The organism is Symbiopectobacterium sp. (assembly GCF_047692315.1).
Lineage (GTDB): Bacteria > Pseudomonadota > Gammaproteobacteria > Enterobacterales > Enterobacteriaceae > Symbiopectobacterium.
On record NZ_JBLLJS010000011.1, the window covers coordinates 13,491 to 25,684 of the forward strand.

The 12,194-nt window shown below is 50.4% G+C and carries 10 protein-coding genes, 2 tRNA genes and 1 pseudogene; 1 reads left to right on the top strand and 12 read right to left on the bottom strand.

Annotation, left to right across the window (positions count from 1 at the left end):
* Nucleotides 1-133: 133 nt before the first annotated feature.
* Complete coding sequence (gene ffh / locus ACMZI0_RS03445) at nucleotides 134-1,495, bottom strand: signal recognition particle protein (protein ID WP_415671952.1); 1,362 nt, start codon at nucleotides 1,493-1,495, stop codon at nucleotides 134-136.
* Between the two features lie 182 nt (nucleotides 1,496-1,677).
* Between ffh and ACMZI0_RS03450 the strand changes: the two genes are divergently transcribed.
* Complete coding sequence (locus ACMZI0_RS03450; RefSeq protein WP_415672050.1) at nucleotides 1,678-2,472, top strand: inner membrane protein YpjD; 795 nt, start codon at nucleotides 1,678-1,680, stop codon at nucleotides 2,470-2,472.
* A gap of 64 nt (nucleotides 2,473-2,536) precedes the next feature.
* On the opposite strand, the gene luxS is transcribed toward ACMZI0_RS03450, so the two are convergent.
* The 11 genes and pseudogenes from luxS to pncC all read right to left on the bottom strand — a co-directional run bounded on the left by luxS (nucleotide 2,537) and on the right by pncC (nucleotide 11,990).
* Nucleotides 2,537-3,052 (bottom strand): S-ribosylhomocysteine lyase, encoded by a 516-nt coding sequence (gene luxS, locus ACMZI0_RS03455; protein ID WP_415671953.1) that lies wholly within the window; start codon nucleotides 3,050-3,052, stop codon nucleotides 2,537-2,539.
* A 175-nt stretch (nucleotides 3,053-3,227) separates the two neighbouring features.
* Complete coding sequence (gene gshA, locus ACMZI0_RS03460; protein ID WP_415671954.1) at nucleotides 3,228-4,787, bottom strand: glutamate--cysteine ligase; 1,560 nt, start codon at nucleotides 4,785-4,787, stop codon at nucleotides 3,228-3,230.
* 79 nt (nucleotides 4,788-4,866) lie between these two features.
* Nucleotides 4,867-5,276 (bottom strand): annotated as a pseudogene (locus ACMZI0_RS03465) (YqaA family protein).
* Nucleotides 5,277-5,843, bottom strand: coding sequence for a fructose-1-phosphate/6-phosphogluconate phosphatase (yqaB, locus tag ACMZI0_RS03470; protein WP_415671955.1), 567 nt, complete (start codon nucleotides 5,841-5,843; stop codon nucleotides 5,277-5,279). It abuts the pseudogene before it with no gap.
* A 203-nt stretch (nucleotides 5,844-6,046) separates the two neighbouring features.
* Nucleotides 6,047-6,123: transfer RNA gene (locus ACMZI0_RS03475), tRNA-Arg, on the bottom strand.
* An 8-nt stretch (nucleotides 6,124-6,131) separates the two neighbouring features.
* A tRNA-Ser gene (locus tag ACMZI0_RS03480) sits at nucleotides 6,132-6,224 on the bottom strand.
* Between the two features lie 301 nt (nucleotides 6,225-6,525).
* Complete coding sequence (csrA, locus tag ACMZI0_RS03485) at nucleotides 6,526-6,711, bottom strand: carbon storage regulator CsrA (RefSeq protein WP_005972168.1); 186 nt, start codon at nucleotides 6,709-6,711, stop codon at nucleotides 6,526-6,528.
* 257 nt (nucleotides 6,712-6,968) lie between these two features.
* Nucleotides 6,969-9,596 (bottom strand): alanine--tRNA ligase, encoded by a 2,628-nt coding sequence (gene alaS, locus ACMZI0_RS03490; protein ID WP_415671956.1) that lies wholly within the window; start codon nucleotides 9,594-9,596, stop codon nucleotides 6,969-6,971.
* Nucleotides 9,597-9,734: 138 nt separating this feature from the next.
* Nucleotides 9,735-10,202, bottom strand: coding sequence for a regulatory protein RecX (locus ACMZI0_RS03495; RefSeq protein WP_415671957.1), 468 nt, complete (start codon nucleotides 10,200-10,202; stop codon nucleotides 9,735-9,737).
* Nucleotides 10,203-10,281: 79 nt separating this feature from the next.
* On the bottom strand, nucleotides 10,282-11,361 hold the full coding sequence (gene recA / locus ACMZI0_RS03500) for a recombinase RecA (protein WP_415671958.1): 1,080 nt from the start codon (nucleotides 11,359-11,361) through the stop codon (nucleotides 10,282-10,284).
* A gap of 137 nt (nucleotides 11,362-11,498) precedes the next feature.
* Entirely contained in the window at nucleotides 11,499-11,990 is a 492-nt protein-coding gene (pncC, locus tag ACMZI0_RS03505) for a nicotinamide-nucleotide amidase (protein ID WP_415671959.1), read from the bottom strand.
* Between the last annotated feature and the right edge of the window lie 204 nt (nucleotides 11,991-12,194).

Sequence of the window (12,194 nt, forward strand, 5' to 3'; positions counted from 1 at the left end):
GTTAATAAAACAGCCGGGCCCCATCGAGGAACGGGGCCCGGGTGTCATTAAAAAGCCCGAAAATTTTACTCATTTTGGCGCAAAAAGCAATCTAAAGCGTCAGCTTGCGCCAGATAGAGCAAAAAAATCACTATCAACGCCCCGGGAACCCCGGCGGCATCATGCCTTTCATGCTACGCATCATTTTTGCCATACCGCCATTTTTCATTTTTTTCATCATGCGCTGCATGTCATCAAACTGCTTTAACAAGCGATTGACATCTTGCACCTGCATGCCTGACCCCATGGCAATACGACGCTTGCGTGATCCTTTGATGATTTCCGGTTTAGAGCGCTCCTGTTGCGTCATCGAGTTGATGATGGCCTCCATGAGCACCAGCACCTTGTCATCCATTTGCGATTTCACGTTGTCCGGCAACTGCCCCATGCCCGGCAATTTGCTCATCATGCTGGCCATACCGCCCATGTTGCGCATCTGCTTGAGCTGATCGAGAAAATCCGTCAAATCAAAACCGTCACCTTTTTTCAGCTTTTTCGCCAGTTTTTCCGCCTGAGAGCGGTCAACTTTGCTTTCAATATCTTCGATCAGGGACAGCACGTCCCCCCTTCCGAGAATACGCGACGCAATACGCTCGGGATGGAACGGTTCCAGGGCTTCGGTCTTTTCACCGACGCCGAGGAATTTGATCGGTTTACCGGTAATGTGACGAATTGACAGCGCCGCACCGCCGCGTGCATCACCATCAATTTTAGTCAGAATCACACCGGTGAGCGGCAACGCTTCATTAAAGGCTTTTGCGGTATTCGCCGCATCCTGGCCAGTCATGGCGTCAACGACAAACAGCGTTTCGACAGGTTTGATAGCAGCATGCACCTGCTTGATCTCGTCCATCATCGCTTCGTCAACGTGCAAACGACCCGCGGTATCCACCAGCAGGACATCGTAAAACTTCAGCTTGGCGTGTTGCAGCGCACGGTTAACGATATCAAGCGGCTTTTCGTGTGCTTCGGAGGGAAAGAAATCGACCTCCGCGGTTTGTGCCAAGGTTTCCAACTGCTTAATTGCCGCAGGCCGGTATACGTCTGCGGAAACGACCAGCACTTTCTTTTTGTGCTTCTCACGCAAAAACTTACCCAGTTTACCGACGCTGGTGGTTTTACCGGCGCCTTGCAAACCCGCCATTAACACCACGGCAGGTGGCTGTGCCGCCAGATTCAGGGCTTCGTTGGTTTCGCCCATCGCCGCAACCAGTTCGTTTTTTACGATCTTGACGAACTCCTGGCCCGGCGTCAGGCTTTTGTTTACCTCATGCCCGACGGCACTTTCCTTGACCCGATTGATAAAATCACGCACCACAGGAAGCGCCACATCGGCTTCAAGTAAGGCCATGCGCACTTCGCGCAGGGTGTCTTTGATGTTGTCTTCGGTCAACCGCCCGCAGCCACTGATGTTGCGCAATGTGCGCGAGAATCTGTCAGCTAAATTATCAAACATTATCTTGTGCTCAACGAAAGGCGGGCCGCGTGCGCGACACTCAGGAACAAATACGATTGATTATATCATGAAAGGCAAAACGATTGCTGTGAAGCGCGACGATAACCGGTTGGTGCGTGACGAGACAACCGCTATACTGGCACCCCCTATAACTTTACCAGCCGCTTAATGTGTTAATCACTATGCCACTCTTTGCCATTACTGCGTTAGTCGCCTATTCAATCAGTCTGGGACTGATTATTCCTGGCCTGTTGCGCAAACAGAGTGCCTACCGTCGGTTGGCGATTATCTCTGCCACAGTGGCCCTGATCTGCCATGCGGTTACGCTCTATCACCGCATTTTTGATGTGCAAACCGGTCAAAACCTGAGCCTGCTGAACATCGGCTCTACCATCAGTTTGATGATTTGCACCGTAATGACCATTGTCGCATCGCGCAACCGCGGCTGGTTTCTGCTGCCCATCGTTTACGCATTTGCGCTTATCAATCTGGCTTTTGCCAGCTTTTTGCCCGGCGAGTTTATTACGCATCTGGAAAAGACACCGGGGTTACTGTTCCATATCGGTCTTGCATTGTTCTCTTATGCTACCCTGATTATCGCCGCACTTTACGCATTACAGTTAGCATTGATTGATTATCTGCTCAAAAACAAAAAGCTAAGCATGGTGGCGGAAATGCCACCGCTGTTAAGTATCGAGCGCAAGATGTTTCATGTCACGCAAATTGGCGTCATTTTACTGACTATGACGTTGTGTAGTGGCTTGTTTTACATGGAGAATATTATAGAGAGCAAAGAGAATCTTCACAAGGCGCTGTTCTCCCTGCTTGCCTGGTTTAACTATATTCTGTTGCTGTGGGGGCATTACCATGAAGGGTGGCGCGGACGCCGCGTGGTATGGTTCAGCATGGTGGGTGCGCTGCTGCTGACGCTGGCCTACTTCGGCAGCCGTGTTATTCAGCACTTTGTTGCACAGTGATATTTTTTGTCCGTGGTGAAACGCTAACAAAAAAGGCGCCTTGATAAGGGCGCCTTTTTTATTTTTAGATATGCAGTTCCGCCAGTTTGTCTTTCGGTAACGCCAGGTCGTCGTTCTGGTTAACGCCAATTGGATGCGCCAGAATATGACGTGCAATCTCTTGGGCTTCCTCCAGAGAGTGCATTTCATAGGTACCACACTGGTATTCGTTCAGTTCAGGAATTTTGCGCTGATCGGTTACTTTGAGCACATCTTCCATCGCCACGTTCCAGGCGTTTGCCACGCGTTGTTCTGCCGGGGTGCCAATCAGGCTCATGTAAAAGCCGGTCCGGCATCCCATCGGGGAGATATCGATAATCTCTACGCCATCACCGTTGAGATGGTTACGCATAAAACCGGCAAACAGGTGCTCCAGCGTATGGATACCGCGCTCCGGCATCACCTCTTTATTCGGGCGACAGAAACGCAGATCGAACACGGTGATGGTGTCGCCATGAGGGGTTGTCATGGTTTTAGCCACCCGAACCGCGGGTGCGGCCATACGGGTATGATCTACGGTAAAGCTATCTAATAACGGCATGTTGCCACCTCCTCACAGAAAAAAATGACTTTTTTCATCTTTCCAAGAAACTTTTTTGTTCCCAACGAGTCTGACTCTATGAAAGAACGCGCATTTATCATCATCACCCCTATTTCTCAGAGATGTTTTTCGGTCACGGCTCACACCGTGGCCTTTTCTTTATCTTAATATCCACTCAAGCCTGAGTGGCCGCCAAATAGGCCTCGAACGATAGCGTATCTTGCGCTTCCAGCGTACGCTGTTTTTGCCAGGCGCGTTCACTCTCGGCAACAAACTGAGCCTCCGTTAACACCGCTAAAGGCTCCTGGCTAAGCTGCTCACGATAACGATCTGCCAGCGTCAACCCGAGATTACCGCATCCTTGTGCTTTCAATAGCGGCAACAGACGGCCAGAGAACGTGTTTTCCGGTTTATCGAACCCAACGCTCAGTTCATCGCAAACTTGCTGATAATAGGGCTGTTCATGCTCTCTATCCAGCACTTCTGCCACACGCCGCAGATCGCGGAACAAGGCATGCCCCACATCCGCCAATGGTTGCTGTCGCGTTTCGCATCCCATGCCGACAGTCAAGCCGGGTTTGCGCCCTTCCAGAATAATACGGTTCCAGTTTTTACGGGTACATTGCAGTTCAGCGCTATCCATTTCCGGCGCATCTACCAGTGCACACCAGATCAGGAACAGATCGAGGAAACGTACCTGCTCGGCGCTGACCCCCGACGGCGTAAACGGATTAATATCCAGAGAACGCACTTCAATGTACTCTATACCGCCGCGCATAAGCGCATCGGAAGGCGTTTCCCCACTGCGCGTAACGCGTTTAGGGCGAATCGGCGCATACAGCTCATTTTCAATCTGCAACACGTTGGTATTGAGCTGCAAATAGCGTTCGCCTTGCTTAACGCCCATCGCAGCATACTCAGCCGACGGGGTTTTGATCGCGCGCTTCAATGCCGCCACATACCCATCCAACGTATTGAAAGTGATCCCCAGATTGCTCTGCGATTTATTGGTGTAACCCAGATCGCTTAAGCGCAACGAGGTCGCGTAAGGAAGATAATAAAGCCCGTTTTCGCCACGTTCGAACGGCAATGCAGTTTCACGGCCCTGCAAAAAGGAGGAGCAGATCGCCGGCGATGCACCAAACAGATAAGGAATTACCCACCCGAAGCGGTAATAGTTGCGGATCAAACGAAAATAACCGGCAGAGATCTCCTGTTTGCCACTTTCTGCGTCAGCGACACCGGCGCGCGCTTGCCAAAATGCCAGCGGCAGCGAGAAGTTGTAATGCACGCCAGAAATGGTTTGCATCAACGCCCCATAGCGGTTTTTCAACCCCTCGCGGTAAAGCGTTTTAAAACGGCCAATGTTCGATGTGCCGTACTGCGCCAGTTCAATATCCGTTTCGTCAGGAATAAAGCACGGCATGCTAAACGGCCACAGACGTTCAGAACCGATGTTACGCGCGAAATAACGGTGAATGTCCTGCAAGAATGCCAACAGATGATCGACATCTTGATCAACAGGAGTAATAAACTCTAATAAGGCTTCTGCGAAGTCAGTTGTGATCCAGGGGTGGGTTAATGCCGCCCCTAGATTTTCTGGGTGCCCTGTCTGTGCCAAATGTCCATTAGGCTGTACGCGCAACGTTTCGCGTTCAATACCGCGTTGAATGCCCTTCACCACATCAGGGTGATGCTCAAGCCAGGTCAACGACTGTGATATATCCGGGATCAAATCGACCTCCCGCTGTTAGATGTAATGATTGTTCGCATAATGAAATCGTATCATCTCTACCAAAATACAGTGCTATACGTTATGACCACAAAGTCATTCCTTGTAACGCCACGATGGCTACCACGATATAACGCAGCGTTTTACCCATGCAGATAAAGAGCGTGGAATAAAACCACGGCAGACGCAGCCACCCTGCTGCAACGCACAGCACATCGCCAATAACAGGCACCCAACTCAATAAGAGAGCCGCCGGACCACAACGCTGCAACCAGCGTAGCGCCATCAATGCACCGGTACGCGGTTTTGGCTGTGGCAGAATACGCCCCAGCACCAGGTTAGTCATGCCCCCAGCGTGTTGCCTATCGTCGCGACGACAATCAACGGAACAACGCCGGATACCTTCGCCACCAGTAAAGAGACCAGCAGCACTTCAGAGCTGCCGGGCAATAATGTAGCACTGAGAAAAAGAAACCAGCCCCCAGAACGCACTCACAGCGTGCGAACGTCGACAAAGGCCATATTTGCTCGCTGTGCAGCCTGAATACCAAAATCCGCATCTTCGAATACGACACAGGCTTCAGGTTCAACCTGCATGAGCTGGGCGCAGCGCAGGAAGGTGTCCGGAAAGGGTTTATGATGCTGCACATCTTCCGCGCCGACAATACCAACAAAGTAGTCGCGCAGGCCAAGGTGACGTAGCAGCTTATCGGCCAGATGGCGTGGGCTACCGGTACCTACCGTCATGGGCCGACGTCCCTGATACGCTTTCACCACCTCAATCAAGGGCAGCGGTTTTACCGTATCAAACAGCATCTCTTCCACCAGCGCCAGCTTTTCCGTGGCCAGTGCCTTTGGGTCCATATCTACGTTATGCCGGGCCAGGATCACCGCAGCGATTTTCTCGATGGGTGCCCCATTGTAAGCCACCATTTCCTGAGCATCATACGTCATGCCGTACTTACCCAGAATGTTGTGCCAGGCCGCGCGATGTGTGGGCTCGGTATCGAGAATGGTGCCATCCATATCAAAAATGAGGCCTTGATAACGATCGTACATCGTGACTCCATGAATAGCGCAAAAGAACCGTTACTTTAGCGCAAAGTCAAAATGATGTCGCTGGTTCAATAAAACTACAAAAAGCAAGGTTATTTATATCGGTATGATCGATAAGTACGTGCTAACACAGTGCATGAAATAATGATTACAAACTCAGAGGAAAAAGTGTGGTATCAAGAATTGCGACAGAAGAGAAAAGCGAATGGTGCATCCGGGAGGATTCGAACCTCCGACCGCTCGGTTCGTAGCCGAGTACTCTATCCAGCTGAGCTACGGATGCATAGTAAATGGCGATGAGGGAGGGATTCGAACCCTCGATGCAGCTTTTGACCGCATACTCCCTTAGCAGGGGAGCGCCTTCAGCCTCTCGGCCACCTCACCAATACGCTAACCTTCGAACCACGATGATGATGTTTCCTTCATCGTGCTCACCGGTACTGCGTGGCGCACATATTACTTTCCCGGACTTATAAGTCAAACAATTTTTCCCAACTCGTGGTTGTTTGAACAAATCACACCCAACACGCGCAGATTCACAGCGAAAAGTCTATTTTATTAACAGCGTTAACGGCTATCGATAGCTCTGAAACAATACGCCGAGAAGAAAATAAAACGGAGTAGGGAATAGAACAGGAAAGCTAAAACGAAGGCGTCCCGCCAAAAGGGCGAGACGCTTGGTAAATCAGTAGGACGTCGGTTGCGACTTTTCCGCTTGGATCCGCTGGTAAATCTCTTCGCGATGAACAGAAACTTCTTTCGGCGCATTAACACCAATACGAACCTGATTGCCCTTTACCCCTAGTACGGTAACCGTCACCTCATCGCCAATCATGAGGGTTTCGCCAACCCGACGAGTCAAAATAAGCATTCTTTGCTCCTTGAAAGATTATAAAGAGTCGGGTCTCTTTGTCTCCCCGCCATTCTCCATCATGCGCCGTGAAAACAGTAAACTGAATGGGGAAACGCACTCCGTCATCTTACTCCAGTGTATCGTTAATTTTAGTTTAGTCGATATCAGCCATTTTCGCTGTTTATCACGACACCCCCAGGCATAGTTCCTTTGCTCAAGGGGAAACGCCAAAACGAAAGTTTTGGCGTTTCGTTGAGATAACTCACTATTTATAGTTATAGCTTATCCATTACCCAGGTTTCAACGCTGGATAACGCCGCAGGTAAAGCGGCTGGGTCGTTCCCGCCGGCTTGCGCCATATCTGGACGTCCACCACCTTTACCGCCGACCTGTTGAGCAATAAAGCCAATCAATTCACCCGCTTTAACACGATCGGTCAAATCTTTCGTGACACCGGAAATCAAACTGACTTTATCCTCTGATACAGTTGCCAGCACAATAATGGCTGAACCGAGCTGATTCTTCAGATCATCCACCATAGTACGCAATAATTTCGGCTCGGTGTTATCCAACTGTGTTACCAACAATTTCGCGCCATTGACATCTTTCGCTTTGGAGGAAAGCGATACACTTTCTTGCGCCGCCTGCTGTTCTTTCAGTTGTTGCAATTCTTTCTCCAACTGACGAGTACGATCCAGCAGGGCACGAACTTTATCAGCCACGTTATGGCTATCGCCTTTGACCAGTTGAGTGACATCCTGCAATACGTCACTTTGACGATGCAGCTCTGTCAATGCCCCACTGCCTGTTACGGCCTCAATGCGTCGAATACCCGCCGCGGTGCCAGATTCTGAGACAATCTGGAACAAACCGATGTCTCCGGTACGCTTGGCGTGTGTCCCGCCGCATAATTCAATGGAGAAATCGCCCATCGTCAATACGCGCACATGGTCTTCGTATTTTTCGCCGAACAGCGCCATCGCGCCTTTTGCTTTAGCATCAGACAACGCCATCACATTGGTTTCAACATCGTGGTTACGACGAATCTGCGCGTTAACGATATCTTCCACCTGACGGATTTGCTCTGCCGTCATGGCTTCCGGTTGTGAGAAATCAAAACGCAGATAGTTATCGTTAACCAATGAACCTTTCTGCGCAACGTGATCACCCAATACCTGGCGCAGTGCTGCATGCAGCAAGTGGGTGGCGGAATGATTTAGGCGAATACGATCGCGACGCTCACTATCTACGTCTGCATTCACGGTATCATTGACGCGAAGTGTACCCTGAGTCAGCATCCCCAGATGGCCGATCGCCTGACCAAACTTCTGGGTGTTCCCCAAGGCGAAGCGCACATTCGCATTATGCAGCGTCCCCGTATCGCCCACCTGGCCACCGGATTCACCATAGAACGGCGTTTCGTTCAGAATAACAACGCCCTCTTCTCCTGCATTGATCGCATCAACTACCTGCCCGTTTTGATAGAGCGCAACGACAGTGGCCTGCTGCTGCGTCTTGTCATATCCGGTGAACGGCGTTGCCACATCAACACGAATCAGATTGTTATAATCGATACCGAATCCGCTGGTTTCACGCGCGCGTTGGCGCTGTGCTTCCATTGCGCGTTCAAAACCTTGCTTATCCACCGTCAGATCGTGCTCACGGCACACGTCTTCCGTCAGATCAAAAGGGAAACCGTAGGTATCATACAGGCGGAACGCCGTCTCACCATCCAGCACTTTCCCTTTCAGGTTTTTAATCTCTTCATCCAACAGGCTAAGGCCGCGCTCCAGCGTACGAGCAAACTGTTCTTCTTCCGCTTTCAGCGCTTGTTCAACCACCGTCTGCTGCTGTTTCAATTCGTCAGCCGTAGACCCCATGACTTGAATTAACGGCGCAACCAATTTATAGAAGAAGGCGTCTTTAGCTCCCAGGAAATTACCATGACGCACTGCGCGGCGAATAATACGGCGCAGAACATAACCCCGGTTTTCATTGGAAGGCATGACACCGTTAGCGATCAGGAATGCGCAAGAGCGGATATGGTCAGCGATGACACGCAATGATTTGTTGCTCAAATCATGGGTACCAATAATACGCGCGGCTTCTTTGATCGATGTGGTAAACACATCAATTTCGTAGTTGGAGTTGACGTGTTGCAATACAGCGGTAACACGCTCCAGCCCCATCCCGGTATCGACTGAGGGTTTAGGCAATGGAACCATAGTACCATCTGCCTGGCGGTTAAACTGCATAAATACCAGGTTCCAGATTTCGATATAGCGATCGCCATCTTCATCCGGACTTCCCGGTGGTCCGCCTTGGATATGGTCACCATGATCGTAAAAAATTTCCGAGCACGGACCACATGGGCCAGTATCCCCCATCTGCCAGAAGTTATCAGACGCGTATTGGCCACCCTTATTGTCGCCAATGCGGATAATACGCTCGGCCGGTACGCCGACTTCGTTTGCCCAGATATCATAGGCTTCATCATCGGTGGCATATACCGTTACCCACAGTTTCTCTTTGGGCAGATTAAACCATTGCGGGCCGGTCAGCAGTTCCCATGCATATTGGATTGCATCACGCTTGAAGTAGTCACCGAAGCTGAAATTGCCCAGCATTTCAAAGAACGTGTGGTGACGCGCGGTATACCCGACATTGTCTAAATCGTTATGCTTACCGCCCGCACGCACGCAGCACTGTGACGTGGTTGCACGCACATAGTTACGCTTGTCCAGTCCCAGGAAAACATCCTTAAACTGGTTCATTCCCGCGTTGGTAAACAGCAATGTCGGATCGTTATTCGGTACCAGTGAACTACTGGAAACGATCTGGTGTCCTTTACTCTGGAAAAAATCGAGAAACGCTTGACGGATCTCAGCGGTGCTCTTGCTCATAATTGTCCTGGAATGAAACTAAAAGAACAGATCGTGGGCAAGGCTAGTGCAGCATGCTGACGCTACCCGTGCAACTCACGAACAAAAAGTGGGAATAAGATAAATTTTCTTCGGTGGGAAGTAAAACATCGGATGCATTCAATGCGAAAAATTCGCATAAATGTCCTGAATTTCATCATGCGAAAAGCTACGAGTTAAAAAATATCGCTGCTGTTTTACTTTTTCTTTCCAGTCAGTTGGCGGCACATCACCAAATTTACGTGTTACTATCTGCTGCGCTAAGGCATACCAGTCAATTTCACATTCCAGTAGTGCAGATGAAATGACTGAACGCGAAAGACCTTTCTGACGTAATTCCACCACAATACGCTGAGTGCCATAGCCTTTTCGGCTTCGCCCATTAATATAGCGCAGTGCAAACCGGGCATCATCCAACCAGCCATGCTCATGGCAGTACGTCAGAGCAGCATCAATATCAGCAGCATCAAATACCGGATCAATGCGAGCTGTCAGCTTACGGCGTAGCTCCCCTTCGCTGTGATCGCGTACAGCTAAAAGGCGCATTGCACAGGTAAGCGCGTTGATAGAGGGGGTTACGGTGGTCATTGAGGATATATTTCGGTGAAGGAGCCAGACAAATTGCTGTTACCGTCTGCCCAGCTCCTTTCGATCAGCTTACGCCGTTTTAAAATTCACCGTTATTTTCATTACCCACGGCTTCTGCATCATCATAGAAGCCAGCTTCGCTTGCTGGTGCAGGCACATAGTCTTTGTTGTGCAGCAACATTTCACGCAGCTTTTTGTCCAACTCGGCTGCTACTGCCGGGTTTTCTTTCAGGTAGTTGCACGCATTCGCTTTGCCTTGCCCGATTTTGTCACCGTTGTAGCTGTACCAGGCGCCCGCTTTCTCAATCAGTTTATGTTTTACGCCAAGATCGACCAATTCACCGTGGATGTTGATCCCTTCGCCGTACATAATCTGGAATTCAGCCTGTTTAAAGGGCGCGGCCACTTTGTTCTTCACCACTTTTACGCGAGTTTCGCTTCCCACCACTTCTTCTCCATCTTTGATGGAGCCAATACGGCGGATATCGAGACGCACGGATGCATAAAACTTCAGCGCATTACCACCGGTGGTGGTTTCCGGGTTACCAAACATAACGCCAATTTTCATACGGATCTGGTTGATGAAAATCAGCAGCGTATTCGCCTGCTTCAGGTTACCTGCTAGCTTACGCATGGCCTGGCTCATCATTCGAGCAGCCAGCCCCATGTGGGAATCACCGATTTCACCTTCTATTTCCGCCTTCGGCGTCAATGCAGCCACGGAGTCAACGATGATCACATCCACCGCGCCTGAACGCGTCAACGCATCGCAAATCTCTAAAGCCTGCTCGCCAGTATCCGGCTGAGAGCACAGCAGGTTATCGATGTCTACGCCCAATTTTTTGGCATAAATCGGATCGAGCGCATGTTCAGCATCGATAAATGCACAGGTTTTACCTCCACGCTGTGCTGCAGCGATAACTTGTAGCGTCAGTGTGGTTTTACCCGACGATTCCGGCCCGTAGATTTCTACGATACGCCCCATTGGCAACCCACCCGCGCCCAAGGCAATATCCAGTGACAGGGAGCCGGTAGAGATCGTTTCAACATCCATTGAGCGGTCTTCGCCCAGACGCATGATAGAACCTTTACCAAATTGTTTTTCGATCTGGCCCAGCGCCGCCGCCAATGCCTTTTGTTTGTTCTCGTCAATAGCCATTTCTACCCCTGTCATGCGGCATAACGCTTTCGCTACACGGCCGCGCTCTTTATGTGACTGACACTGGTATGTAATCAAAACAGGCGTGTCACCGAATCATTAACAGCATTATACTGTATACGCATACAGCATCAAGATTATTTTTGCAGAAATCCATCCAACAGCATCTGTAGTGCGAAGCGCACCGCCTGAAGCCGCACTGCATGCCGATCACCAAGAAACAGCATTTCACGCGCTAACAGGTTACCGTGCTTGTCACACCAGCCAAACCATACAGTGCCGACCGGTTTGTCATCAGAACCACCGTCAGGGCCCGCAATCCCACTCACAGAAAGCGCATAATCGGCACCGGCTGCGCGCAATGCACCTTGTGCCATTTCCCGTACCGTCTGTTCACTCACCGCGCCGTACAGGGCAAGCGTTTCCTCACTGACGCCGATGAGGTGTTGTTTTGCCTGGTTACTGTAAGTGACAAATCCATAGTCAAACCAGCCGGAGCTCCCCGCAACATCGGTAATGGATTTTGCTATCCAGCCTCCTGTACACGATTCTGCACAAGTCAACTTTGCGCCCAGCGCGGTCAGACGAGCACCAATCTGAGCACTTAACTGCAAAATCTCGGTTTCCATTTTTACTCCACGTTGATTGAGGATATATCACCACAGCGTATCATTTTCACACGGGTTCGCCCTCCCCCTTCACGCTGTTGCGTGCCTTATTCCAGAATTTAGCGCAGAAGTAAAGGTTGGCGATAGAGCAGGCATAGATATGGGGTTAGCATGAAGGAAATAAATGGGCTAAATGGGCTAAATGGGCTAAATGGGCTTCGGAGA

Coding starts and splice junctions, on each gene's coding strand:
- pncC (WP_415671959.1), bottom strand. CDS start 11,990: ATGGAAACCGAGATTTTGCAGTTAAGTGCTCAGATTGGTGCTCGTCTG.
- ACMZI0_RS03450 (WP_415672050.1), top strand. CDS start 1,678: ATGCCACTCTTTGCCATTACTGCGTTAGTCGCCTATTCAATCAGTCTG.
- csrA (WP_005972168.1), bottom strand. CDS start 6,711: ATGCTTATTTTGACTCGTCGGGTTGGCGAAACCCTCATGATTGGCGAT.
- yqaB (WP_415671955.1), bottom strand. CDS start 5,843: ATGTACGATCGTTATCAAGGCCTCATTTTTGATATGGATGGCACCATT.
- recA (WP_415671958.1), bottom strand. CDS start 11,361: ATGGCTATTGACGAGAACAAACAAAAGGCATTGGCGGCGGCGCTGGGC.
- ffh (WP_415671952.1), bottom strand. CDS start 1,495: ATGTTTGATAATTTAGCTGACAGATTCTCGCGCACATTGCGCAACATC.
- luxS (WP_415671953.1), bottom strand. CDS start 3,052: ATGCCGTTATTAGATAGCTTTACCGTAGATCATACCCGTATGGCCGCA.
- ACMZI0_RS03495 (WP_415671957.1), bottom strand. CDS start 10,202: ATGACCACCGTAACCCCCTCTATCAACGCGCTTACCTGTGCAATGCGC.
- alaS (WP_415671956.1), bottom strand. CDS start 9,596: ATGAGCAAGAGCACCGCTGAGATCCGTCAAGCGTTTCTCGATTTTTTC.